The organism is Streptomyces sp. NBC_01257 (assembly GCF_035917255.1).
Lineage (GTDB): Bacteria > Actinomycetota > Actinomycetes > Streptomycetales > Streptomycetaceae > Streptomyces.
Map to the genome: position 1 here is coordinate 4,668,359 of NZ_CP108472.1, position 23,715 is coordinate 4,692,073.

At 70.8% G+C, this 23,715-nt stretch carries 20 protein-coding genes and 2 tRNA genes; 7 read left to right on the forward strand and 15 right to left on the reverse strand.

The genetic code is table 11. The annotated features are described in order from the left end of the window. Window positions 1-20: 20 nt before the first annotated feature. The 3 genes from OG408_RS20050 to OG408_RS20060 all read left to right on the forward strand — a co-directional run bounded on the left by OG408_RS20050 (window position 21) and on the right by OG408_RS20060 (window position 2,143). Entirely contained in the window at window positions 21-740 is a 720-nt protein-coding gene (locus tag OG408_RS20050; RefSeq protein ID WP_266780451.1) for an ABC transporter permease, read from the forward strand. Window positions 741-1,061: 321 nt separating this feature from the next. Next, a complete protein-coding gene (locus tag OG408_RS20055) occupies window positions 1,062-1,757 on the forward strand; it encodes a hypothetical protein (RefSeq protein WP_326671141.1) in 696 nt (231 codons plus the stop codon). Window positions 1,758-2,056: 299 nt separating this feature from the next. Further along, a tRNA-Ser gene (locus tag OG408_RS20060) sits at window positions 2,057-2,143 on the forward strand. Window positions 2,144-2,215: 72 nt separating this feature from the next. Here the strand turns inward: OG408_RS20060 and OG408_RS20065 are convergent. The 9 genes from OG408_RS20065 to OG408_RS20105 all read right to left on the reverse strand — a co-directional run bounded on the left by OG408_RS20065 (window position 2,216) and on the right by OG408_RS20105 (window position 12,058). Further along, window positions 2,216-3,013, reverse strand: coding sequence for an HAD family hydrolase (locus OG408_RS20065; protein WP_266780453.1), 798 nt, complete (start codon window positions 3,011-3,013; stop codon window positions 2,216-2,218). Next, window positions 3,010-4,299: a serine--tRNA ligase gene (gene serS / locus OG408_RS20070; protein WP_266780454.1), complete on the reverse strand. Its 1,290-nt coding sequence runs from the start codon at window positions 4,297-4,299 to the stop codon at window positions 3,010-3,012. The genes OG408_RS20065 and serS overlap by 4 nt, the downstream gene beginning before the upstream one ends. Window positions 4,300-4,940: 641 nt before the next feature. Beyond that, on the reverse strand, window positions 4,941-5,876 hold the full coding sequence (gene pheA, locus OG408_RS20075; protein ID WP_266780455.1) for a prephenate dehydratase: 936 nt from the start codon (window positions 5,874-5,876) through the stop codon (window positions 4,941-4,943). Between the two features lie 28 nt (window positions 5,877-5,904). Beyond that, window positions 5,905-7,239 carry an iron uptake transporter deferrochelatase/peroxidase subunit gene (efeB, locus tag OG408_RS20080; protein ID WP_442806046.1) on the reverse strand — a complete coding sequence of 445 codons (1,335 nt, stop codon included), beginning with the start codon at window positions 7,237-7,239 and terminating at the stop codon, window positions 5,905-5,907. A gap of 8 nt (window positions 7,240-7,247) precedes the next feature. Beyond that, window positions 7,248-9,236: a copper resistance CopC/CopD family protein gene (locus OG408_RS20085; protein ID WP_326671143.1), complete on the reverse strand. Its 1,989-nt coding sequence runs from the start codon at window positions 9,234-9,236 to the stop codon at window positions 7,248-7,250. A 14-nt stretch (window positions 9,237-9,250) separates the two neighbouring features. After that, window positions 9,251-9,700: a copper chaperone PCu(A)C gene (locus tag OG408_RS20090; RefSeq protein ID WP_266780457.1), complete on the reverse strand. Its 450-nt coding sequence runs from the start codon at window positions 9,698-9,700 to the stop codon at window positions 9,251-9,253. Next, window positions 9,697-10,350 (reverse strand): SCO family protein, encoded by a 654-nt coding sequence (locus tag OG408_RS20095; protein WP_266780458.1) that lies wholly within the window; start codon window positions 10,348-10,350, stop codon window positions 9,697-9,699. Before OG408_RS20095 ends, OG408_RS20090 begins: the two co-directional genes overlap by 4 nt. Before the next feature lie 49 nt (window positions 10,351-10,399). Continuing rightward, window positions 10,400-11,137: a YcnI family copper-binding membrane protein gene (locus tag OG408_RS20100; RefSeq protein ID WP_266780459.1), complete on the reverse strand. Its 738-nt coding sequence runs from the start codon at window positions 11,135-11,137 to the stop codon at window positions 10,400-10,402. A 102-nt stretch (window positions 11,138-11,239) separates the two neighbouring features. Continuing rightward, window positions 11,240-12,058: a hypothetical protein gene (locus tag OG408_RS20105; protein ID WP_266780460.1), complete on the reverse strand. Its 819-nt coding sequence runs from the start codon at window positions 12,056-12,058 to the stop codon at window positions 11,240-11,242. Between the two features lie 257 nt (window positions 12,059-12,315). Between OG408_RS20105 and OG408_RS20110 the strand changes: the two genes are divergently transcribed. Further along, the gene (locus tag OG408_RS20110) at window positions 12,316-12,888 is read left to right on the forward strand and encodes an ATP-binding protein (RefSeq protein WP_266780461.1); all 573 of its coding nucleotides are present in this window, start codon (window positions 12,316-12,318) and stop codon (window positions 12,886-12,888) included. Window positions 12,889-12,922: 34 nt separating this feature from the next. On the opposite strand, the gene OG408_RS20115 is transcribed toward OG408_RS20110, so the two are convergent. Together OG408_RS20115 and OG408_RS20120 are read right to left on the reverse strand one after the other, a co-directional pair. Then, window positions 12,923-14,386 carry an aminopeptidase P family protein gene (locus OG408_RS20115; RefSeq protein ID WP_326671146.1) on the reverse strand — a complete coding sequence of 488 codons (1,464 nt, stop codon included), beginning with the start codon at window positions 14,384-14,386 and terminating at the stop codon, window positions 12,923-12,925. A 121-nt stretch (window positions 14,387-14,507) separates the two neighbouring features. Then, window positions 14,508-15,995, reverse strand: a complete 1,488-nt coding sequence (locus OG408_RS20120) for a PP2C family protein-serine/threonine phosphatase (RefSeq protein ID WP_266780463.1) — start codon at window positions 15,993-15,995, stop codon at window positions 14,508-14,510. Window positions 15,996-16,487: 492 nt separating this feature from the next. Between OG408_RS20120 and OG408_RS20125 the strand changes: the two genes are divergently transcribed. Further along, a complete protein-coding gene (locus tag OG408_RS20125) occupies window positions 16,488-17,207 on the forward strand; it encodes a bifunctional DNA primase/polymerase (protein WP_326671148.1) in 720 nt (239 codons plus the stop codon). Between the two features lie 790 nt (window positions 17,208-17,997). On the opposite strand, the gene OG408_RS20130 is transcribed toward OG408_RS20125, so the two are convergent. The 3 genes from OG408_RS20130 to OG408_RS20140 form a co-directional block, all read right to left on the reverse strand. Further along, on the reverse strand, window positions 17,998-18,963 hold the full coding sequence (locus OG408_RS20130) for a DUF5926 family protein (RefSeq protein ID WP_266780465.1): 966 nt from the start codon (window positions 18,961-18,963) through the stop codon (window positions 17,998-18,000). A gap of 188 nt (window positions 18,964-19,151) precedes the next feature. After that, entirely contained in the window at window positions 19,152-19,820 is a 669-nt protein-coding gene (locus OG408_RS20135) for an ATP-binding protein (protein WP_266780466.1), read from the reverse strand. A 53-nt stretch (window positions 19,821-19,873) separates the two neighbouring features. Then, entirely contained in the window at window positions 19,874-20,719 is an 846-nt protein-coding gene (locus OG408_RS20140) for a glycerophosphodiester phosphodiesterase (protein WP_266780467.1), read from the reverse strand. 190 nt (window positions 20,720-20,909) lie between these two features. Here OG408_RS20140 and OG408_RS20145 point away from each other — a divergent pair, with 190 nt between their 5' ends. Next, complete coding sequence (locus tag OG408_RS20145) at window positions 20,910-22,394, forward strand: S1C family serine protease (protein WP_326671152.1); 1,485 nt, start codon at window positions 20,910-20,912, stop codon at window positions 22,392-22,394. Window positions 22,395-22,445: 51 nt separating this feature from the next. Continuing rightward, window positions 22,446-22,530, forward strand: a tRNA-Ser gene (locus tag OG408_RS20150). Between the two features lie 152 nt (window positions 22,531-22,682). On the opposite strand, the gene OG408_RS20155 is transcribed toward OG408_RS20150, so the two are convergent. Then, on the reverse strand, window positions 22,683-23,561 hold the full coding sequence (locus OG408_RS20155) for a bifunctional DNA primase/polymerase (protein ID WP_285564397.1): 879 nt from the start codon (window positions 23,559-23,561) through the stop codon (window positions 22,683-22,685). Between the last annotated feature and the right edge of the window lie 154 nt (window positions 23,562-23,715).

A 23,715-nucleotide genomic window follows, 5' to 3' on the forward strand; every position in this document is an offset into this window, starting at 1 on the left:
CTGAAAGGAGCTGTGACGTCATGTACGACCCCACAGTCGCCCGGCTCACCTACCGGGCCCTGCTCGGCCGGCGCCGGGCCGCCATCCTGTTCGTCCTGCCCGCGCTCCTGATCGTCATCGCGGTGGCGGTACGGATGTTCGCGGGGGCCGACGACCAGGTGGCCTCGGACGTGCTGGGCGGTTTCGCCATCGCCACCATGGTGCCGCTGATCGGTGTGATCGCCGGGACCGGCGCCATCGGCCCCGAGATCGACGACGGTTCGATCGTCTACCTGCTGTCCAAGCCGGTGACCAGGCCGACGATCATCTTCACCAAGCTGATCGTGGCGATCGCGGTGACGATGGTCTTCTCGGCGGTCCCGACCCTGATCGCCGGTCTGATCCTCAACGGCAACGGCCAGCAGATCGCGGTGGCGTACACGATCGCCGCGCTGGTCGCCTCGATCGCCTACAGCGCGCTGTTCCTGCTGCTGGGCACGATCAGCCGGCACGCGGTGGTCCTCGGACTCGTCTACGCGCTGGTGTGGGAGGCCCTGTTCGGCAGTCTGGTCCCCGGTGCGCGCACGCTCAGCGTGCAGCAGTGGTCCCTCGCGGTGGCGGAGAAGGTGGGCGGGGGCGGCGCGATCACCTCCGACGTCGGACTGCCGGCCGCGACGGTCCTGCTGGTCGCGGTCACCGTGGTGGCGACCTGGTACGCGGGCCAGAAGCTGCGGACGCTGAAGCTCGCCGGCGAGGAGTGAGCGCAGGCGGCTCGTGACGTACGGCAACCCCCGTCCGCTGGGCGGTGGTTGCCGTATGTCGGACAGTCTTACGCGTAACTGTACGGTTATCGGTTCGTTGTTCCTCATGCGTGGAGGCAACTGGAATCTGTGGCGTCGTAGCTTTCGTGAAATCGGGATAGCCGATCCGGCGGGAATCACCCGTCGGCCGGTCATTGAGTGAGTGGCAACCGTGAGCGTCCTCCGCCCCCTGAAGCCCGGGGAGAGGGCTGTCCTGCCCAGCGTGGACCGTCCGGTACCGGGGCGGTCCGGCATCGGATTCCCTCAGCGGAAGGCATGCTCATGCCCACGGAAGTCGCCCTGCTCGAATCACGCGCGCTGCGCGTCGAACAGATGGGGCGCGTCGACGCCCTGGACAAGGTGAAGAGCCTTGTCATGCTCCCGGACGGAGTTCACGTTCGCACCGAGGACGTGGCCCGGTACTTCGAAGTATCCACAGGTGCGGTCAGGAGGCTGACGGACCGCCATCAGGACGAGCTCGCGCAGAACGGGATGCGGGTACTCCGGGGCTCCGACCTGCGAACCTTCCATAGCGACATGCTGTCGCTATGGGGTGGTGAAGGGGCGGAAAGTTATCCACAGGCGGCGACGCAGCTCCGCCTCTACACCCGCAGGACCGTCCTCAACGTCGCCATGCTTCTTCGCGACAGCGACATCGCACGATGCGTGCGTACGTATCTCCTCGACGCGGAGCAGGACCTGCGCGCCGGGTACACCTCGCTCGAACACCGCGTCACCCGGGTCGAAAGCTGCCTGGCCGGCGTAGGCACCGCGCTGCAGGAGCTCGGGCCCGTGCTCAGCCGGATGTCGCACCGGCTGGACAGCCTCGACCGGCGGCTCGAGGTCACGCATCAGGTGGTCGGCGCCATGAGTGTGCGGCTGGGCGGGGTGACCGAGGTCATCGGCCGGCTCGACGGGCGCATGGACGAGCTCGCGCGCAGCCTCAAGGACCTGAGCCGCCGCAACAGGAGCCGCTGAGAAGGCCCGTGGGCCGGCGCCACCCGTAATTGGGTGGCACCGGCCCACAGGGACGCGGCACAGTGGTCAGTGCGGCAGATGCCGCGGCCGGCACCACGAAGTCAGTGCGGCACCTGCCGCGAACGCGGCACCACGGACCGGGAGAGGAGCGCGGCGATGACCGAGAGTCCGAGTCCGTCGAGCTCCCAGCAGGGCGTGCCCGAGCCGGCACCGGAGTAGTCGAGCGACTGCCCCGCCGCGCCGCTCCGAGCAGCACGCCCGGGCGGCCGTTCCTGCGCATCGCGCGCGGCCGCCCTCCCGGAGGATTGGCCGAGTGGTAAGGCAGCGGCTTGCTAAGCCGTCGTCGGGGCCCGAACCCCGCGCGCGTTCGATCCGCGCATCCTCCGCCCAGGGAAAACCAGCCGCCGGCGTCCGTCGGACCTGTCGCTCATCAGAGCCGACAGCCACCGGTCCCGACGCTAGAGCAGCTGCTCCAGTACCACCGCGATGCCGTCGTTCTCGTTCGACGCGGTGATCTCGTGGGCCACGGCCTTCAGGTCCTCGTGCGCGTTGGCCATCGCCACACCGTGCCGGGCCCACGCGAACATCGGGATGTCGTTCGGCATGTCACCGAAGGCGATCGTGTCCGCCGCCTTCACACCCAGCCGGCGCGCGGCCAGCGAGAGGCCGGTGGCCTTGCTGAGCCCCAGCGGGAGGATCTCCACGACCCCCGGGCCCGCCATGACCACGTCCACCAGATTCCCGACCGCCGCCCGTGCGGCCTTCGCCAGCGCGTCGTCGTCCAGCTCCGGGTGCTGTATGTAGACCTTGTTCAGCGGGGCGGACCACATCTCGGCCGGGTCCTCGATGCGGACGGCCGGCAGCGGGCCCTCCTGCACGCGGTAGCCGGGACCGACCAGCACCTCGCCGTCGAGCCCGTCGCGGCTCGCGGCCAGCGCCAGCGGACCGACCTCGGCCTCGACCTTGGACAGCGCGAGACCGGCCAGCTGCCGGTCCAGCGTCAGTGACGTCAGCAGCTTGTGCTCGCCCGCGTGGTAGACCTGCGCGCCCTGGCCGCAGACCGCGAGGCCCTCGTAGCCCAGGTCGTCCAGGATGTGCCGGGTCCACGGGACGGCGCGGCCGGTGACGATGATGTGCGCCGCACCGGCCGCGGTGACCGCGGCCAGTGCCTCGCGCGTGCGCCCGGAGACCGTGTCGTCGTCACGCAGCAGCGTGCCGTCGAGGTCGGTCGCGACGAGCTTGTAGGGAAAGGTCACTTGGCGACCGGCTCCAGAACCTCACGCCCGCCCAGGTACGGACGGAGCACCTCGGGCACCCGTACCGAACCGTCGGCCAGCTGGTGGTTCTCCAGGATCGCCACGATCGTCCGCGGTACGGCGCACAGCGTGCCGTTCAGCGTGGCGAGAGGCTTCAGGACCTTCTTGCCGTCGCGGGTGTCCCGCATCCGGACGGACAGGCGGCGTGCCTGGAAGCCGTCGCAGTTGGACGCGGACGTCAGCTCGCGGTACTTGCCCTGGGTCGGGATCCACGCCTCGCAGTCGAACTTCCTGGAGGCCGAGGCGCCCAGGTCACCGGTGGCGACGTCGATCACCTGGAAGGGCAGTCCGAGGGCGGTGAGCCACTGCTTCTCCCAGTCCAGGAGCCGCTGGTGCTCGGCCTCGGCGTCCGCCGGGTCGACGTACGAGAACATCTCGACCTTGTCGAACTGGTGGACGCGGAAGATGCCGCGGGTGTCCTTGCCGTACGTACCGGCCTCGCGGCGGAAGCACGGCGAGAAGCCCGCGTAGCGCAGCGGCAGCTTCTCCGCGTCGATGATCTCGTCCATGTGGTACGCGGCGAGGGGGACCTCGGAGGTGCCGACCAGGTAGTAGTCGTCCTTCTCCAGGTGGTACACGTTCTCCGCGGCCTGGCCGAGGAAGCCGGTGCCCTCCATGGCGCGCGGGCGGACCAGCGCGGGGGTGAGCATCGGGATGAAGCCCGCCTCGGTGGCCTGGGCGATCGCCGCGTTGACGAGGGCGAGCTCCAGCAGGGCGCCGACGCCCGTCAGGTAGTAGAAGCGCGAGCCGGACACCTTGGCGCCGCGCTCCATGTCGATCGCGCCGAGCGCCTCGCCGAGCTCCAGGTGGTCCTTGGGCTCGAAGCCCTCGGCACCGAAGTCGCGGATGGTGCCGTGCGTCTCCAGGACGACGAAGTCCTCCTCGCCGCCGACCGGCACGTCCGTGTGGACGATGTTGCCGAGCCGCAGCAGCAGGCCCTTGGCCTCCTCGTCGGCCTCGTCCTGCGCCGCGTCGGCCGTCTTGACGTCGGCCTTCAGCTGCTCGGCCTTCTTCAGGAGTTCGGCGCGCTCCTCGGGGGAGGCCTTGGAGATGAGCTTGCCGAGCGTTTTCTGCTCGGAACGGAGTTCGTCGAACCGGACCCCGGACGACCTGCGCCGTTCGTCGGCGGAGAGCAGGGCGTCGACGAGTGCGACGTCCTCTCCACGGGCGCGCTGGGAGGCGCGAACACGGTCGGGGTCCTCACGAAGCAGGCGAAGGTCAATCACCCCTCCAGGCTACCGGTGTCGGCTTCCCCCGCTCGAACCGATATCGCCAAGCGTGTCAGTTTGCCCGAATTGCCGGTATTGGTAATGCTGGGAACGGAATCTGCGGATGGTGCGGCGTGGCACGGGGCGGCATCGTCAAGAAAAGAGATCCTTTTCCCCTAAATGGGGCAGAAGGGCTATGGATCTTGACGCATCAGCCTTGATCGCAAGGGGAGTTGGCTGCCGCTTGTCCACAGGAGTGACCGGTCCGGGTGGGTTATCCACAGGCTGTGAGGAAGACCTGTGGACATGGAGGAGATCATTCCGAAAGCCGCATCAAGGCTTGTGGATTCACGGTTCAAACCCCCATCACACGCTCGTTCGGGTGGGAATTCCTCGCCCTAAAGAGTTGATCAATGGAATTGAGCTGACAAGGGGCGACCCGCCGACCTGTGGACTGATCTGAGCGGAGTGGGCAGATTTGTCGACCATGTCGCGTTGCGGTGTCGACTTGTCCCCAGGTCGAGGCGTGCGCCTGTGGATAACTTGCCCGGCACGGACAATCGGCTGATCGCACCGGCTGTACGGGGCTGTGGAGGCCCGGGACCGCAGTGCAGGGGGCCCGGGGCGCGAAGGACCCGGAGTACGCGGAACCCGAGCCGTCAGGCCCGGCCGTCCCGGCTCCGGGTGAGCCAGTCGGAGGCCTCGGCGAACTCCACGTCCGACGTCCCCGCGCGCAGGGGCCGTACCTCCGCCGGCGTCACACCGGCCCGCGGATAGGAGCCGAGGAACCGCACGTTCGGACAGATGCGCTTCAGCCCCATCAGCGCCTCGCCGACCCGCCGGTCGGAGATATGGCCTTCGGCGTCCACCGCGAAGCAGTAGTTGCCGATCCCCGCGCCCGTCGGCCGGGACTGGATCAGCATCAGGTTCACCCCGCGCACCGCGAACTCCTGGAGCAGTTCGAGCAGCGCACCGGGGTGGTCGTCGCCGAGCCAGATGACCACCGAGGTCTTGTCGGCGCCGGTCGGTGCCGCCGGCCGGGCCGGCCGCCCCACCAGCACGAAGCGGGTCTGCGCGTTCTCCGCGTCGTGGATCTCCGTCACCAGCGGCTCCAGGCCGTAGGTGGCCGCCGCGAACTCCCCGGCGAAGGCGGCGTCGAACCGCCCCTCCTGAACCAGCCGGGCCCCGTCCGCATTCGACGCCGCCGACTCCCATACGGCCTGCGGGAGATGGGCCGCCATCCAGTTGCGCACCTGCGGCTGAGCGGCCGGGTGAGCGGTGACCGTCTTGACGTCGGACAGCTTGGTGCCGGGACGCACGAGCAGCGCGAAGGTGATGGAGAGCAGCACCTCGCGGTAGATCATGAGCGGTTCGCCGGTGGTCAGCTGGTCGAGGGTGGTGGTGATGCCGCCCTCGACCGAGTTCTCGATCGGTACGAGCGCCGCGGCAGCCGTGCCGTTGCGCACCGCGTCCAGTGCCGCCGGTACGGAGACCATCGGCACGAGTTCACGGGTGGCGGCTTCCGGGAGCGTACGGAGGGCGACCTCGGTGAAGGTGCCCTCGGGGCCGAGATAGGCGTAGCGCGTGGCGGACATACCGTCACCCTAATGTGCCCGTCGCGGCTCAGGCCTCCAGCAGCCGCTGTCCCACGTACTCCCCGTCCGCCGCACCGCCCGGCACCGCGAACAGTCCGCTCGCCTCGTGGCGGAGGAACGGCGACAGGGCGTCGCCGCGGTCGAGTTTCCGCTGCACCGGCACGAAGCCGCGCAGCGGATCCGCCTGCCAGCAGATGAACAGCAGCCCGGCGTCCGGAGTGCCGTCCGCGGCGATGCCGTCGTGGTACGAGAACGGGCGCCGCAGCATCGCCGCACCGCTGTTGCGGTCGGGCGAGGAGATCCGGGCGTGCGCGTTGTCGGGGATCAGGAGCTTGCCGTCGGCGCCCGTCCTGTCTAGGTCCATCTCGGTGGTCTCGGTGCCGCCGCTGAGCGGGGCGCCGTCCGCCTTGCGCCGGCCGATGACCCGTTCCTGACGTTCCACCGGGAGCTTCTCCCAGTCGTCGAGCAGCATCCTGATGCGCCGGACCACCGCGTACGAGCCGCCCGCCAGCCACTCGTACGCGGCGTCGCCGGACGGGACGAAGATGCGCCGGTCGAAGTCGCCGTCGGCCGGCTTCGGGTTTCCGGTGCCGTCGATCTGGCCCATCAGATTGCGGGCGGTCATCGGCTTCGCGGTGGCTCCGGGGGTGCGGTTGAAGCCGTTCATCTGCCAGCGCACGGTGGCCGTCGAGCCGGCCTCCTTCTGCACGGCCCGCAGGGCGTGGAAGGCGACGAGCGCGTCGTCGGCGCCGATCTGCACCCAGAGATCGCCGTTGGAGCGGCGGGCGTCGAGATGGTCGGCCGAGAACGGCGGCAGCGGGTCGAGTGCCGGCGGGCGGTGGTCCGTCAGTCCCGTGCGCGTGAAGAAGGTGGCGCCGAAGCCGAAGGTGACGGTCAGCGAGGACGGCCCGGCGTCCAGCGCGATGCCGGTGTCGTGCCCCGTACCGTCCGCCGCGCCGCCGGTGGATTCACCGGCCATCAGCCGCTGTGCCGCGGCCGACCAGCGGCGCATCAGGGCCGCCGCCTCCTTCCGGCCGGCCCCGGGGGCCAGGTCGAAGGCGATGAGGTGGCCACGGGCCTGAAGCGGAGTGGTGATCCCCGGTTGATGTTTCCCGTGAAACATCACCTCGGTGGAGCCGACGGAGGTCAGCGCGGCCGGCGCCTCGTCCTGGGCCGCGGCATAGCCGGTGGCGCCACCGGCCGCACCGAGCACGAGACCGGTCGCCCCGGCCGCGCCGGCGGTGCCCAGGAGGCGCCGCCGGGAGATCGTGCCCGCCGCCGGGGCGTCGGCAGCGGGCTTGCTGCCCGTGCCGACCGACGGCTTTCCGCCGGTCCTTGTGGTGCTTCTGCTTTTTCCGCTCACGGTCCTGCTCAGCCGATCTTCACGTTCTTGTCGACGGTGGTCTGGTCGATGTCCGAGGTCCGCACGGTCACCGCGACGTTCCAGTCGCCGGCGATCGGGATCTGGACGCCGGTGGACGTCCAGTGGCCCTCGGTCAGCCGGACGGGTACGGCGGGCAGGGGCCCGATGTCCTTGGACTTCAGGGTGAAGGCGAGCTTCACCTCGGGGACGTCCATGGCCTTTCCGTCGATGCCGTCGATCCAGAGGTGCACCACGTTGGTTCCGGTGCGTCCGGGGTCCAGGTCCATGCGGACCGTGCCCTTACCGTTCTTGCCGCCCGTGTCGAAGGGCAGCGTGAGGTTGACGGGGCCGCTCGCCGCGGGTGCGGCGGCCGGCGTGGACGAGCGCGCCGCCTCCTCCTCGGTACGGCCGGGCTCGGTCGAGGTCAGGATGGTGGTGACCGCCAGCAGCGCCACCGCGACGCCGACCTCGGCGAGCACGGAGCGGCGCAGGCCGGACCGGTCGGGGTCGGCGTCCCGTATCCGCTTCTTCTGCGCGGTCGCCACGGCGGCCTGCTGCCGGGCGAGCTGGGCGGTGCGCGCGGGGTCCTCGGCACCGGCGGAGTGCGGGGCCGCGGGTGCCGTGACCTCCGCCGCCTCCCTCTCCTCTTCCTCACTGGCCGTGCTCTCCGTCTCGGCCGTGGCGGACTCGGTGGCCTCTTCCGTGCTTCCGCCCGTCGCCAGCCGGGCGGTCCACCTGCGGGAGATCCCGGCGATCCCGACGAGGACGGCGACGAGCCCCACCTTCACGAGCAGCAGCTGCCCGTACCCGGTCCCGGTCAGCGCGGACCAGGAGCCGACCTGGCGCCAGGACTGGTAGATCCCGGTCGCGGTGAGCACGAGCACGCTGGTGAACGCGATGCGGGAGAAGCGCCGCACGGCGGCGGCGGTGATGTCGGGGGTGCGGTACAGCGCGACCAGCAGGGCGGAGAGTCCGCCCAGCCAGGCCGCGACGGCCAGCAGATGGAGCACGTCGACGGGCATGGCGATGCCCGGCTGGATACCGGTCGACGCATGCTCGGCCAGCGCCCAGGTTCCGGCGATTCCGGCGGCGATGACCGCACCGCCGAGGGAGAGGCCGAAGGTGAGGTCCTTCTTCTCGCGTTCGTCCTCGCGCTTCGCGTACGCCCCGAACAGCACCGCGATGAACAGCGCACTGGCGCCGAGCAGCAGCAGCCGCGAGACGAGCGCGGCGCCCGGCTTGGTGTCGAGGACCGCCTTCAGACCGTCGAGGTCGAAGGCGTCGCCGAGCTTCCCGGAACCGGTGTACGGGCTGCGCAGCAGCAGCATGGCGATCGTCGCGGTGGTGAGGGTCATCCAGCCGCGGACGACGAGGCGCTGCAGCGGGCGCGCGCCCGCCCCGCGCTGCCAGCAGGCCAGCACGAAGGCGGCACCGCCGGCGAGCACGATGAATCCGGCGTACGCGGCGTAGCGGGCGATGCCGTAGAGCGTGCCGACGAGGCCGCCGCCGGCCTCGTTGTCCGGGAGGGCGACCGTGGTCTCCGAGGGCGCGCCGATGGAGAAGGTGAAGGCGCCGGACACCGGATGGCTGTCGGCGGAGACCGCCTGCCAGGCGACGGTGTACGTACCGTCGGGCAGCCCGGTGTGCAGGGAGACGCCGTACTTCACGGTGGAGCCTGCGGTCAGGTCGCTCGGGGCCTTCTCAGTGTCGGCGCGCTTGCCGTCCGGGTCGAGGATCCGGATGGAGCCCTCGCCCATGGCGACCTGTTCGGAGAAGGTGAGCGTGACCTCCTTGGGTGCGGTGGCGACCACCGCCCCGTCCTGCGGATCGCTCCCGGTCAGCGCGGCGTGCGCCGACGCGGGGCCCGCGACGGCCAGCAGCAGACCGAACACCACGCCGGCCAGCGCGGCGAGGAGCCCGGCGACGGCGAGCGGCCGCCGCCGGGCGGGTGCGGATATGGACGGGGCCGGCCCGAAGGGCGGGGCGGTGGCTGTCATGGTCGGTCAGTCCCTCACTGCTTCTTCGGGTTGTGGGTGGTCTCCTTCACGGGAAGGTCGACCCTGATGGGGCCGGCCTTCTCGAAGTGCAGTTCCACGGACACCTTCTGGCCCTGCTTGGGCTGCTGCTTGAGCTTCGCGAACATGATGTGGTTTCCACCGCGTTCCAGGTCCAGCTCACCGCCCGCGGGTACGTCGAAGGACGTCACCATGCGCATGACCTGGTTCTTCGTCTCGTGGATCGTGACGTCGTCCGACAGCGGACTGGTGACCGAGGTGAGCCGGTCCGAGCTGCCGCCGTTGTTCTTCACGACGAGGAAGCCGGCCGCCATGTCGCTGACGGGCTGCGGCATGAACGCGCCGATGACCTTCAGTTCCGGTGTGCTGTCCGAGGTGGAGCACCCCGCCAGCGTCAGACCCGTGGAGAGGGTCAGGACGCCGGCGAGGGTGGTGCGGCGGTTCACGGGTTCTCCCCCTTGACGATCTTGGGGAGGTCCTTGGTGTAGTCGTCGGGCGTGGTGTCCTCGCTGTACAGCACGTACCCCTGGTCGGTCTTCGGGGAGAAGGCGATGACCTGGGAACCGTGCATCGAGACGATCGTGCCGTCCTTCTCCTTCTTCGGTGCGTCGATCCCGATGCCGATCTGCCGGGCGCCCGCCTGGATGGTCGGGAAGTCGCCGGTGAGACCGATGAAGGACGGGTCCTGGGACTTGAGCCAGCTGCCAAGCGAGGACGGGGTGTCCCGCTCCGGGTCGGTGGTGACGAAGACGACCTGGAGCTTCTCCTGGTCGGCCTTGGGGAGGGACTTCTTGGCGACGGCGATGTTGCTCATGATGAGCGGGCAGACGTCGGGGCAGTTCGTGTAGCCGAAGTAGATGAGCGTCGGCTTGCCCTTGGTCTTCTCGCGCAGGTCGTACTTCTTGCCGTGCGTGTCGGTCAGGACGAGGTTCGGCTTGGTGAACGGCTGGTCCAGCACCGTCGCGGCCTGGGTCTTCGCCTCCACCGACACGTCGGCGATGGGCTTCTTGCTGTCGTTGTCACTGCCGCCGCAGGCGGACAGGGTGAGCGCGGCCGCGGCGACGAGCGCCGCGGCCAGCACAGACTTCTTAACCATGGAGCACTGTTTCCTGATGGGTCGGTATTACGGGTGGGGCCAGGGGTGATCAGGCGGTGCGGCGACGGCCGGCCAGGACGCCGAAGGCGACGCCCGCGACGCCGATGACGATGCCGACGATGCCGAGGACACGGGCGGTGGTGTCACTGGAGGAGGACGACGCGGAAGCCGTCGTCTGCTTGTCCTTCGCGGCGGCGTCCTTGTCGGCGGCGCCGGAACCGGAGGCGGCGGTGGCACCGTGCGCGTCGTCGGCGGCCGCCGTCAGCTTGAGTACGGGAGCGGGGCTCTCGGGCTCCTCCGCCCCGTCCTTCGGCTCCTCGATCCAGCGCACGACCTCCTTGTTGTCGTACGTCTGGATGGCCTTGAAGACCAGCTGGTCGGCGTCCTCGGGGAGCTGGCCGACGGAGAGCGGGAACTGCTGGAAGCGGCCGGGCTCGATCTTGCCGCCGTCCGCGGTCCAGGTGACCTTGGAGACGGCCTCGTTGATCTTCTTGCCGTGCATGTCGAGCGGCTTGGCCAGCTTGCTCTTGGTGACGTCGATCTTCCAGCCGGGTACGGGCTGCGGCATGACGGACGCCAGCGGGTGGTCGGTGGGGAAGTTGACCTCGAGCTTGGTCGTCGAGGCGTCGTCGCGCTCGTTGGGGACCTTGAAGTTGATGACGGCGTAACCGCCCTTGGCGGCCTCGCCCTGCGGCTGGACGCTGACATGGGCGGAGGCCGTACCGGCGAGGATCAGCACGGTGGACGCGGCGACGCCGCCGGCGAGGGCGATGCGGGAAATGTTCATGGCAGGGATCACTCCACGGATGCACGAAGGAAGGGTGCTCCGGCGCGCGGGTGCGCGACGGCATCGCGACACCGCTTCCGTTCTTGCGTGGAGGGCGTCGCGTCAGGCTGCGAGGGTGAGTACGGGAGGCGGCCCGCGCCTGATCACCATGTGCTGCAGCGGATCCCCGGTGACCGGCGACGGCGCGTCCACGGCGGTACGGGGGGTGCACGGCCCGGTCGTCGGCCCGCCGGGAAGCCCGGCGCGCAGGGCGGCCACGAGGACGAGCGCGGCCCGCAGCGCCCGCAGCCGGGCCCCGGCCGCCACCTGCTGGGCGCCGTGGGCCGACAGCCGGGCGATACGGAACAGGGCGATCTCGCCGCGCCGCAGCAGCCAGCCCGCGGTGAGCGCGGCCAGCAGGTGGCCGAGCAGCATGGGCAGGGTCGGCAGCATTCCGACGACGTCGGCGACGGTGCCGCCGGCCGTCGCGGAGGAGGCGGCCGCCATGTGCTGGTGAGCCTGGTCGGCCACCGACTGCGGGTCGATGCCCGCGGTGGTGACGATGCGGTGGGCGTCGGCCGCGTTGAGCTGACCGGGCCCGGCACCGCAGACGAGGCTCGCCGCGAACCGGACCAGGGCGTCGTCACCGCCAGCCGTGGCCTGGGGCGCGGCGGTGTGCGTCCCCACGCCGAACAACGTGTGGAGGGCGACCTGTCCGCCGGCCAGGGCCGCGGCGATGGACGGCAGTGAGCGCTCGCGGCCGGCGAGCGGGACGGCCACCGCGAGGATTCCGAGGAATCCGGCGAGCAGCGTCCACCAGGGGACGGTCGCACAGGCGGCCATGGTGTGCCCGGCAGCGGACAACGCGACACAGACCGCGGCGAACACCGCGGCCCTCAGCAGCCGCATACCGGCTCCGGCGCGTCCCACAGACGTAGTCATGGCCGGGACATCATCGCACTGAGGCCCCGCCCTCCGTACGGCAGGTCCGGAAGGTCACCTTCCGCCCGAATGCCCGCGCGCGGGCCTGTTCGGACTGGTTACTGACGGGGCAGAACGGTTCTGTGGGCCGGGGATGCACACGTGTGGCGAGCGCGGGTATCCGCCGAATGAGCGGTCTCACATCCCGTCCGTGCTTACGAACGGCCTCGGGCGGCAATACGTATCGGTATGTCGAGCCGCAGCCAGGAGGCTGGAGCATGAGCATCTGGTGGTCACTCCATTTGCGGCGCGAAGCTGCGAGCGTTCCGCTCGCCCGTCGGTTCCTGCTGGGCACGATGGAATCCGCGGGCGTGGACCCGGACATCTCCTTCGACCTGTCGCTCGCCCTGAGCGAGGCCTGCGCGAACGCCGTCGAGCACGGCGGGGCGCACGGTGACGCGGGCGATGTCCTGAACGACTGGGACGCTTGGGACGCCTGGGAGGAGCCGTCCGGTACGGCCTGCGGGCAGTACCGGGTCACCGCGTATCTGGACGGCGAGAAGTGCCGTATCGAAGTCGCCGATTCGGGACCGGGCTTCCCCGCCAGGCGCGTGCTTCGCACCGCCGCACAGCCGGACGAAGCGGTTCCGCTGCCCGGGTCCAAGCAGCCGCACGGACCGCAGTACGCCGAGTACCCGCCGCTCACCGCCGAGGACGGGCGGGGGCTCTGTCTGATCGAGCAGCTCGCCGATCACGTCCACTTCGGCAACAGGCCGGGGCAGGGCGGCGCGGTGGTCAGCTTCGACAAGGTCCTGAAATGGCGGGAGGGCGCCCTGCTCATGGCGTCCTGAGCGGGGCGCCCTCCGGCGTGTGGAACGGGGTCGATCAGCCCTTGAGCCGGGCCATCCACGCCTCGACCTCGTCGGCCTGCCGGGGCAGCTTGTCCGAGAGGTTCCGGTTGCCGTCCTCGGTGACGAGGATGTCGTCCTCGATCCGGACGCCGATGCCGCGGTACTCCGCGGGCACGGTCAGGTCGTCGGCCTGGAAGTAGAGACCGGGCTCGACGGTGAGGCACACGCCGGGCTCCAGCGTTCCGTTGACGTACGACTCGGTCCGCGCGGCGGCGCAGTCGTGGACGTCCATGCCGAGCATGTGGCCGGTGCCGTGCAGGGTCCAGCGGCGCTGGAGACCCAGCTCCAGGACCTTGTCCACGGAGAGGTCGCCGAGCAGGCCCCACTCGACCAGCTTCTCGGTGAGCACGCGCTGCGCGGCGTCGTGGAAGTCGCGGAACTCCGCGCCGGGCTTCACCGCGGCGATGCCGGCCTCCTGCGCCTCGTACACCGCGTCGTAGATCTTCCGCTGCAGCGGCGTGAACGTGCCGTCGATGGGAAGGGTGCGGGTCACGTCGGCGGTGTAGAGGTCGTTGGTCTCCACACCGGCGTCGAGCAGCAGCAGTTCGCCGGAGCGCACCGCGCCGTCGTTGCGCACCCAGTGCAGGGTGGTGGCGTGCGGGCCCGCGGCGCAGATCGAGCCGTAGCCGATGTCGTTGCCCTCGATGCGGGCGCGGAGGAAGAACGTTCCCTCGATGTAGCGCTCGCTCGTCGCCTCGGCCTTGTCGAGGACCTTCACGACGTCCTCGAAGCCGCGCGCGGTGATGTCGCAGGCCTTCGCCAGCTCGGCGATCTCGAACGCGTCCTTGACCAGGCGCGCCTCGGAGAGGAAGACCCGCAGCTCCTCGTCGCGCTCCGCGGTGACCTTGTCGGTCAGCGCGGCTTCGATGCCCGCGTCGTGACCGCGGACGTTACGCACCGGACCGGTGGCCTCGGACAGCGCGGCGGGCAGCTCGCGGACGTCCTTCGCCGGGATGCCCAGCAGGGTCCCCGCCTCGGTGAGGGAGTGGCGGCGGCCGACCCAGAGCTCGCCCTGCCCGTCGAGCCAGAACTCGCCGTTCTCACGGTCGGAGCGCGGCAGCAGGTAGACGGTCGCCTCGTGGCCCTCGCCCTTCGGCTCCAGGACGAGAACGCCGTCCTGGGTCTGGTCACCGGTCAGGTACGCGTACTCGGTGGAGGCGCGGAAGGCGTACTCGGTGTCGTTGGACCGCGTCTTGAGCCGGCCGGCCGGGATGACCAGCCGCTCGCCGGGGAAGCGCGCCGAGAGCGCGGCACGGCGGTCGGCGGTGTGGCCGGCCTGGGCGATCGGCTCCAGACCGTGCAGCTCGGTGTCGGCCCAGCCGGACTTCATGTTCGCGGCGAGCTCATCGGAGACGCCCGGGTACAGGCCGTTCTTCCGCTGCTTGACCGGCTCGGTCTCTTCGGTCTCCGGGTTCTCCGGGGTGAGCTCCTCAGACACGACTTCGACTCTCCTTGATACGACACTGGACCCTCTCCATCGTACGGGCGTACGGAAGGGGGCCCAGGGCCGGAAGGCCTCTTACCTGCGAGGGCGCCCGCACCGGCCCGTACGGGGCGGCTCAGTCGAAGCGGGCCGCCAGCAGGACCACGTCCTCGGTGTCGTCGCCCTGGTCGATCCCGCCGGGCAGCACGGTGCGCACGACATGGTCGGCGACCGATGCGGCGTCGTGGCGCAGCGCCTTCGGGACGCTCGCCGCCGCCGAGTGGAGCCGTGCGAACGCGCGGTCCATCGAGTCGCCGGCCCGGCGCAGCAGCCCGTCGGTGTACAGCAGCACGGTCTCGCCGGGCGCCGGGGCGATCTCCACGCTCGGCGCCTCCCAGCAGGCCAGCATGCCCAGCGGGGCGGAGAGGGTGGTCTCGACGAACTCGGTGCGCCGGTCGCCGACGATGAGCGGCGGGGTGTGCCCGGCACCGGCAAGGAGGATCTTGCGGCGCGCCGGTTCGCAGTAGGCGAAGAGCGCGGTCGCGGATCGGGACGGTTCGGTCAGCCGCATCAGGAGTTCGAGGTCGGAGAGGACCGCGACCGGATCCTCGCCCTCCATCACCGCGTAGGCCCGCAGACCCGCGCGCAGCCGTCCCATGGCGGCCAGGGCGCTGGGTCCGGAACCGCCCACCGAGCCGACGGCGAGACCGAGTGCCCCCTCCGGCAGGGCCAGCGCGTCGTACCAGTCGCTGCCGCTCTGCGGCGCCGCGTGATGGCGTACGGCCAGCTGGACGCCGGGGACGCGGGGCAGCCGGCTGGGCAGGAGCTCCTCGGCGATGGTGGCGACGTCGGTCCTGGCCCGTTCCAGTTCCAGCAGGCGGGCCAGGTGTTCGGCGGCGTATCCGGCGTACAGGCCGGCGAGGTGGCGCTGGCGCTCCAGCGGTTCGGCGGGTTCGTCGTAGAGCCAGACCGCGGCGCCCAGCCGTCCGGTGCGATCGGTGGTGATCGGCAGCGCGTAACTGGCGGCGTAGCCGAGGCGGGCGGCGACCTCGCGCCTGCGGGGGTCCAGGCTGGTGTCGCCGAGCAGATCGGGGGTGGTCAGCGGGCCGTCGGGGTTGGGCAGACCTTCCAGGATGCGGCCGTAGGAGGTCGCGCTGCGCGGCACCGTCTCGATCTGGCCGAGCTCCGCGTGGGCCAGCCCGAGACCGATGGTGCTGACGGGGCCGCGGAGGTCCGACGGTTCGAAGACGATCAGTCCGCGGCGGGCGCCGACCAGGGCCGCTCCGGCGTCGAGCAGTTCGTGGAGGGCGTCGTCGAGGGTGCTGGTTCTGGCCAGCCGTTCGGTGAGCTCGTGCAGCGTGGTGAGGTCGGAGACCCAGCCCGCCAGACGGTCCTGGATGAAGGCGCCGGGGGCTGCGGGCACCTCGGAGAGAGGCCCGGCAGTGTGCGCCGAAACCGGAACTGTGGGATCGATTCCAGCCACTTTCGGCAGGTGTGGGGCGCTCATGGTCGCCGGCTTTCCGACTGGTGTGTTTCGTCGAATAGCATCGCAAACCCCCATGTCATTCTGCGCCGCTATCAGTGCATCCACATGTACACGCACAAGTAAGGGGATGTCCAGCATTGTCCCCACGGGATTTGTGGTGTCCACGCGACTACTAACTTGGCCAAAAAATGCACCCCGTGGCTGCCATTTGCGGTCGACTGGGTCTGCTCGACGGGGGTTGCCCCCGGGGTGAAGTCCCAGAGGGAGCGTCATTCCGGGCATGCTGGGTACGTAAATCGGTAGATGATCGGCAGATGACCAGGGGCGGTTCCGACCGCCTCCGGAACCTGGCAGCGGGCCCGGACGTCCTCACTTGTGACGGCCACGCCCCGCCCCCGAGTGGCAAGGCCGCACGACGGACGGCAGGCGCCGCACGCGCCCTGCACCTCGCCATGATCCCGACCGGAACCGGCTCGATTCGGCTCAGCACAGCTCACGCTCGGTACCGACGATTCACCCGTACCGCAGGCTCGACGAGCATGTACACAAAGTAAGCATCTACACGCGTGGTGTGACGTACACGCGGTGTGATGTGGACCCTCGGCGTTCAACGGAAAGGAACGAGCGCTCATGCGCGAGATCCTCGGAAGGCGACGCAGGCTCCGGTTCGGACGCAGGGGCGGGACCGCCCGGCTCGACGCGGCCCTGACCTGTGCCACCGCATGGCAGTGGCCCGTGCTCCCAGGGGCGGGACTCCAGGCGGCCGGCAGCCTCGGTGACCGCGGCCGCGGCTGCGCCTGCCCCGATCCCGAGTGCGCCGTGCCCGGCGCGCACCCCTTCGATCCCGGACTGCTCGCCGCGACCACCGACGCCCGGATGGTGCGCTGGTGGTGGACGAACCGGCCCACCGCGCCGGTCCTGCTGGCCACGGGCGGGCGTGCGCCGTGCGCACTGAGCCTGCCTGCCGTGGCCGGCGCCAGGGCGCTGGCCGAACTCGACCGGATGGGGCTGCGACTGGGCCCCGTGGTGGCGACCCCGACCCGGTGGTCGTTGCTGGTGGCCCCGTACACCCTTGAACGGCTCGGCGAACTGCTGCACGCCCAGGACTGGGTGCCCAGTTCCCTGCGGTTCCACGGGGAGGGCGGCTATCTCGTCCTGCCGCCGTCCGAGATCGGCACGGGGCAGGTGCGCTGGGAGCGGGCGCCGGAGCGCATCGGACGCCTGAGCCTCGGCGGGACGTCGGTCCGTGCGGCGGCATCGCCGTGGCTGCCGGATGTGGGGGCGGTTCTGGACGCGCTGGTCGAGGCGAGCAACAGCGCCCCGGACGGCGGAAGCCGGCTCGCCTACTGAACGGCGGGCGGCGCCGCGCCTGCTCGGGGACGAGCGCCGCTACTGAACGGCGAGCGTCGTTACGGGACGGCGAGCGCCGCTACTGAACGGCGAGCGCCGCTTTGGGACGGCGAGCGTCGCTTCCGTTCTTGATCTCTGTCTGTTCTTCTCGGTCCGTTTTCATTACCGAGCGCTGTCGGATCCCTGACGTATCCCTTCCGAGTGGTCGGATCGGTGTGAGCTTTTTCGGCCATGCAAAGTCTGCCGGTGCAAAGTCGGCCGGTGGTCGGCTTTCTGATGCCCCTTCCGGAAATCGTTCGAACCGTCTTCGAAGATCTCTTCGGTGGGCTGTTCCGCGGCGTATTCGGAAAGGGACCGGCCGATGACTTCTGTCCGATACCGAACGGTCCGGCCGAGCCGCGTCACCGTTTGCCGTCGCTGTCGACAGGGGGTCCAATAGGGCTGCCCCGGTGGCGGGTTGATGTTCCATCGCCTGTGGAGCCCTGGCGGAGCCGTCGGGAGGACGCGAGGCGCGAGGGCCGGACGCGTGGGTGGCCAGGGGGGCCTGACCGGGAAGCTGTGGGGGGCCTGTGCGCGGTTCGTGCGCCGTCTGGCGCGCCGTGTGCGCCGCCCCCGGACATGAGGATGCCCGATCGCTGGCGACGGGGGATGCACCAGCGACCGGGCTTCTAGAACGGTAACAAGAGATCTGCCGTTCGCAAATTCGATCTCGCGTATTCGGACAGCGATTTACCTGCCAGTACGCCGAGTTGTGACGGGAGTCACCGTTCGGGCCGGGTGACGGTCACTGTCAGCTGAGGGTCACCTGGCGGTTGGTGAGCCCGCCGCGCGCCCGTCGCTCCTCGGCGGTGAGCGGCGCGTCCGACGCGAGCGCCGTCGCGAGCTGCTCCGCGAACGCGGCGGCGGGCTTCTCGCACTCCTCGGCGCCCATCGCGCTCGGCAGGTCCCAGACGGGGACCATCAGGCCGTGGGCACGGAAGGAGCCGACCAGCCGGGTCCCCTCGCCGAGGGAGGAGGCGCCGGCGGCGTGCAGCCGGGCGAGCGCGTCGAGGAGCTGCTCCTCGGGGTGCGGCATGACCCAGCGCAGATGGTTCTTCTCCGGGGTCTCGCACCAGTAGGCGGCGTCCACCCCGGACAGCAGGACGGTCGGGATCGCCGCGTCGTTGGCCCGCTCCAGGGACGCGGACACCTCGGCCGTGGCGTTCTCCGCGTCCGGCACCCAGAACTCGAATCCGGGGTGCACGACGGGCGAGAACGCGGCGTCGGCGTCCAGCACGTCCTGCAGCCGCGGACCGTCGGCCGGAACACGCCGGGCGGCGACGGGCGAGCCGGGCTCGGTCTCCAGCGCGCGCTGGAGGGTGTCGGCGAGGTCGCGGCTCAGGTCGCCGGAGGAGGTGTCGTTCTGCAGGGCGAGCAGGACCGAACCGTCGTCGCGGCGCAGCGCGGGCCACGCCATCGGCAGGACGGTCGCGAGCGTCACCGACGGCACACCGTCGGGCAGGCCGCCCTTCAGCGTCAGTTCGACCGTGGCGGCGGGGACCAGCTCGCGCAGCGCGACCCAGTCGCATTCGCCGGCCAGGCCCTCGAAGGGGCGCTGGACGAGCTCGGTCACGGCCTGGGCGGCGGCACGGCCGTGACAGGCCTTGTAGCGGCGGCCCGAACCGCACGGGCAGGGCTCGCGAGCCCCGACCACCGGGATCTCGCCGTCCTTGAGCTGCTGCTTCCCGGCCTTGGTCTGAGGGCGCTTCTTCGCCATGGTGGGCTTTCTCCCGATTGCGACAGTGCGGTCTGGGCCGCGAGCCTAGCCGCCCGCGCACCGTCCGGTGGCACGGCTGCCCCGAGATCCGCGCCCGCCGATGTCCGATGATCGGCACGCGCGATGCCGACCGGGTTCCACGCCGGTGGGACCGTCCCGGGAGGCGGCGTGGGCCGGCGCCCCGACGGTCAGCCCGCGTCGTCGAAGGCGTCGGCGAAATCCAGCCCGTCGAGGCCCGCGCCGGTCACCGCGGAGCCGGTGCCCGCGGGTGCCGTCCCGGCCGGTGTCCGGCCGTTGGGCCGTGCGCCCGGCCGTTCCTCCGGGTGCCCGTGACCCTCGTTGACCAGCACCCAGACGGTGACCTCGCCCGAGGAGTCGTCACGCACGCCCCACGCCTCGGCGAGGGCGCTGATGATGTTGAGCCCCCGGCCACCGCGCGCGGTCACCGAAGGAGTGGCCGGAACCGGCCGGGTCGGGCCGCCACCGTCGGTCACCTCGACGGTCAGCCCGCCCGTTCTGTCGACGCGCCAGGCGGCGCGCACGTCCCCGTCCCCCACATCGGTGTGCCGGCCCAGTGGCCTGCCGTGCCGGCAGGCGTTGCTGAGCAGTTCGGAAAGGATCAATACAGCATCGTCGACGACCGAATCCGACACCCCGTAGCTGCGCAACTGCTCACGCATCCGGTGCCGTGCCTGACCCACGCCCGCAGGGCCATGGGGTACGGCCATGCTCGACGACGTGGGCACTTCCTGTGCCACCACCAACGCCACCCCCGAGACCTCCTTTGCCCCACGCCACGGAGTGGATGCCCCCCTGACGTGGACCGGAAACCGGCCAATGGCCTGCCAGTGACGCACTCGTAACGATCGAGCACACGCCGAATGCGCCGGTGTACTCCGTGTAACTGATGTTAAGAGCGTCCCAGTTGTGACAGAACCTGTTTTGGGCGATTCGTGATGATTGCCTCGACGCCGAGCCGGATGCAGAGCTCGACATCCTCCGGTTCGTTCACCGTCCAGACGTGCGCCTGCCGTCCGGCGCGGTGCAGGCGTTCGATGTATCCCGGGTGGCTGCGTACGATCCGCATCCCCGGACCGGCGATGCGGGCCCCGGCCGGCAGCCGCCCGTCGCGCAGCCGCGGGGAGACGAACTGCATCAGGTACACGGTGGGCAGGCCGGGTGCGGCGGCCTGGATGCGGTGCAGGGAGCGGGCCGAGAAGCTCATGATGCGGACCGGCGAGGCCTCGTCGGCGGGCGGCGCGTCGAGCTCGAAGCGCTTCAGCAGGTGCAGCAGCCGCTCCTCGACCTGGCCCGCCCAGCGTGTGGGGTGCTTGGTCTCGATGGCCAGCTGGAGCGGCCGGCCGGCGGCTCTCGTCTCGACGAGGAGTTCGAGGAGGCGCTCCAGGGTGAGTACGGAGGTGAGCTCGCCCGGCACCGGGTCCCAGTCCGGGGACTCCGACTCCTCGCGGTCCTTCCACGACCCGAAGTCGAGTGCGGCGAGCTCGTTGAGCTCCAGGGCGGAGACCGCGCCGCGGCCGTTGGACGTGCGGTTCACCCGGCGGTCGTGTACGCATACGAGATGACCGTCGGCCGTGAGCCGTACGTCGCACTCCAGGGCGTCGGCGCCGTCCTCGATCGCCTTCCGGTACGCGGCCAGGGTGTGCTCGGGGGCGTCGTCGGACGCGCCCCGGTGTGCGATGACCTGGATGGGATGCTGCTTGGGGCGCTGCTGCCGTGCTTGGGTCACCCGCGCCATGGTGTCACCGGGAGACCATGGGTGAGCGCACCTGATGAAGTCGGACCGTTTTGTCCGATGTAAAGGCCCGTGCGCAGATGCACAGGTCCTGTTTACAGTGGCCTGACGTGCTGTGGGAAAAGCTGACTCCAGACACGTACACAGCGGATCTCTTGCCGAATGATGATGTGGAACCGAGGAGTAAAGAGCTGTGAGCACAGAGAACGAGGGCAACGAGGGCAACGCGGCCGAGGCCGCCCCGTCCGTTCCGTCCGCACCTCCAGTGCCGGCCGACGCTCCCCAGGGGCCCCCGCAGAGCGCGCCCGCCGCCCCGTCGCATCCGGATGCGACGGCGACGCAGCAGCAGCCGCACTCCCCCGCACCGGACCCGGCGACCGCTCCGATGAACCCGGTCCCGGCGGCCGCGCCGCAGTACGCGCCGCCCGCACCGCAGGCCGCGGCCGACGCCGGCTGGCCCCCGCCGCCGCCCGCCGTCCCGGCGTACGCCCACCATGCGCAGGGCGGCGGCCCCGTGTGGGGCGCACCCGGCCAGGTGCACGCGCCCGACGCGCCGCGCAAGCGGGGCGCGGGCGGACTGGTGGCCGCGGTGGTCGTCGCGGCGCTCGTCGCGGGCGGAGTCGGCGGCGCCCTCGGCTTCTGGGCCGCGGACAGCAACAACAGTTCGGACTCCTCCGGTTCGACCACGGTCTCGGCGTCGGGCAACCCGCAGGACCTCAAGCGCGACCCGGGGACGGTCGCGGGCGTCGCGGCCAAGGCGCTGCCCAGCGTCGTCACGATCGACGCGCAGGGCGGTGACGGCGAGGGCGGCACCGGCACCGGCTTCGTGTACGACAAGGAAGGCCACATCCTCACGAACAACCACGTGGTGGCCTCCGCGGCGGACAGCGGTCAGCTCACGGCGACGTTCTCCAACGGCAAGAAGTACGACGCCGAGGTGGTCGGCCGGGCCCAGGGCTACGACGTGGCCGTCCTGAAGCTGAAGAACCCGCCGCAGGGGCTCACCCCGCTGCCGCTGGGCAATTCGGACCAGGTGGCGGTCGGCGACTCGACGATCGCGATCGGCGCCCCGTTCGGCCTCTCCAACACGGTCACCACGGGCATCATCAGCGCCAAGAACCGCCCGGTGGCCTCCGGTGACGGCTCCGGCGGCAGCAACTCGTACATGAGCGCGCTGCAGACGGACGCCTCGATCAACCCGGGCAACTCCGGCGGCCCGCTGCTGAGCGCCGGCGGCGCGGTCATCGGCATCAACTCGGCGATCCAGTCGACCGGAAGCAGCGGCCAGAGCCAGGCCGGCTCCATCGGCCTCGGCTTCGCCATCCCGGTCAACCAGGCGAAGAACGTCGCACAGCAGCTGATCAAGACCGGCCAGCCGGTCTACCCGGTCATCGGCGCCACGGTGACGATGGACGAGAAGACCGGCGGCGCGGTCATCTCGGACCAGGGCGCGGGCGGCACGGAGGCGGTCTCGAAGGACGGCCCCGCGGCCCGGGCCGGTCTCAAGGCGGGCGACGTCATCACGAAGTTCAACGACACCGTCGTCGACAGCGGCCCGACCCTGATCGGCGAGATCTGGACCCACAAGCCGGGCGACAAGGTCACGCTGACGTACAAGCGCGACGGCAAGACGGCGACGGCGGAAGTCACCCTGGGCGAGCGCAAGGGCGACAGCTGACCGGCTAGGCTGTCCTCGCGCCGATCCGGTCCTCGTTGACCGCCGGCGCGGGGTGGGTTGCCCGAGCGGCCTAAGGGAACGGTCTTGAAAACCGTCGTGGCGCGAGTCACCGTGGGTTCAAATCCCACACCCACCGCAGAGAGACGGCCCCTGACCGGGTGAATCGGTCGGGGGCCGTTCGCGTGCCCGCCCGCGGTGAGGGCGCTGAGGGCATCCGGGCGCCCGGACTTCGCCGGTCGCCACTACCGGGCTGCCGGGCTGCCGGGCTACCGGTCCGCCGGTCCGCCGTCAGGCGGGAGGCTCGCAGCGGGTCGCGGTGAGGCGGGCCGCGGAGGCGATCGTGGCGCGGGCCTCGTGTTCGGGGAGGCCGGTGCGGACGGCGGCCCGGGTGAGGGCGTCCGCGAGGGCGTCGCCGAAGCCGTGTTCGTAGGCGCGGCAGGCCGCCCAGAAGAGCCGGGTGTTGCGCTGGCCCTCGTCCGCAGCGAGGACGAACTGGATCAGGCCGCCGCCCTGGTCGGTGTGGTCCGCGTGCCGGCGGGGGCGGGCCGGGGGAGTCAGGAGGTGGAGGAGGGCGCTCGGGCAGGGTGCGGGCGGGAGGGTGCCGGTTCCGGGAACGAGGCGGTAGGTGCCGTGGGCGGTGACCGAGCCCGGGCCGACCAGGTAGCCGCCGGTGCCGCGGATGTCGATGCCGGGGGCCAGGCGGCCGGCCGAGTTCGGCACGGCCACGTCGGGCGGGCCGGACAGCCAGATGTGGCGGCCGCCGCTGGGGGTGAGCACCGTGACGGTCGGCGGGATGGTGAACAGGTGCTGCAGGGCCAGCTGTTGCAGGGACGCCACGGAGTCGTTCCGGCCGGTCGCGTCGATGTCGAGGTCCACGCCGATGAGGTGGTGCGGGGCGCGCCCGCAGGCGATGCCGTAGCCGGTGGCCCAGGGGGCGGCGGCGAAGAGGGCGCGTACGGCGACGGGGTCGGTGGTCGCGTCGTGGACACCGTGTCCGGGCAGGCCGCAGGCTCCCCGGCAGCTGACCGGACGGGTCTCGTGGCGGTGCGGGGAGCGCAGAGCGGGGAGCTTGGTGGCGGACAGCGGGATGACGGGGAGCCCGTGCTCCGCGGCGGAGAGCGCGTGGGCCAGGGCCAGGGTGGCGGTTCGCCGGTCAGTGGTGGCCATGGATCCATGTTCGTACTAATGTTCGAATAAGGGAAGAGGGGGTGCGGAGGGAGGTCGTCGGAGTGGCATGACGGAACGCTTCTTCTCCGGTGGGGCAAGGGTTCTTCCGGTGTGCCGGGCTGACCTGCGAGTTCGATGGGTGTGGGGGTTTATC

Bases quoted from the DNA above. Each gene is read 5' to 3' on its own strand.
- OG408_RS20050 (WP_266780451.1), top strand. From the start codon at position 21: ATGTACGACCCCACAGTCGCCCGGCTCACCTACCGGGCCCTGCTCGGC.
- OG408_RS20055 (WP_326671141.1), top strand. From the start codon at position 1,062: ATGCCCACGGAAGTCGCCCTGCTCGAATCACGCGCGCTGCGCGTCGAA.
- pheA (WP_266780455.1), bottom strand. From the start codon at position 5,876: ATGTCCGCCACGCGCTACGCCTATCTCGGCCCCGAGGGCACCTTCACC.
- OG408_RS20085 (WP_326671143.1), bottom strand. From the start codon at position 9,236: ATGACAGCCACCGCCCCGCCCTTCGGGCCGGCCCCGTCCATATCCGCA.
- OG408_RS20095 (WP_266780458.1), bottom strand. From the start codon at position 10,350: ATGGTTAAGAAGTCTGTGCTGGCCGCGGCGCTCGTCGCCGCGGCCGCG.
- OG408_RS20100 (WP_266780459.1), bottom strand. From the start codon at position 11,137: ATGAACATTTCCCGCATCGCCCTCGCCGGCGGCGTCGCCGCGTCCACC.
- OG408_RS20105 (WP_266780460.1), bottom strand. From the start codon at position 12,058: ATGACTACGTCTGTGGGACGCGCCGGAGCCGGTATGCGGCTGCTGAGG.
- OG408_RS20110 (WP_266780461.1), top strand. From the start codon at position 12,316: ATGAGCATCTGGTGGTCACTCCATTTGCGGCGCGAAGCTGCGAGCGTT.
- OG408_RS20120 (WP_266780463.1), bottom strand. From the start codon at position 15,995: ATGCTGGACATCCCCTTACTTGTGCGTGTACATGTGGATGCACTGATA.
- OG408_RS20125 (WP_326671148.1), top strand. From the start codon at position 16,488: ATGCGCGAGATCCTCGGAAGGCGACGCAGGCTCCGGTTCGGACGCAGG.
- OG408_RS20130 (WP_266780465.1), bottom strand. From the start codon at position 18,963: ATGGCGAAGAAGCGCCCTCAGACCAAGGCCGGGAAGCAGCAGCTCAAG.
- OG408_RS20140 (WP_266780467.1), bottom strand. From the start codon at position 20,719: ATGGCGCGGGTGACCCAAGCACGGCAGCAGCGCCCCAAGCAGCATCCC.
- OG408_RS20155 (WP_285564397.1), bottom strand. From the start codon at position 23,561: ATGGCCACCACTGACCGGCGAACCGCCACCCTGGCCCTGGCCCACGCG.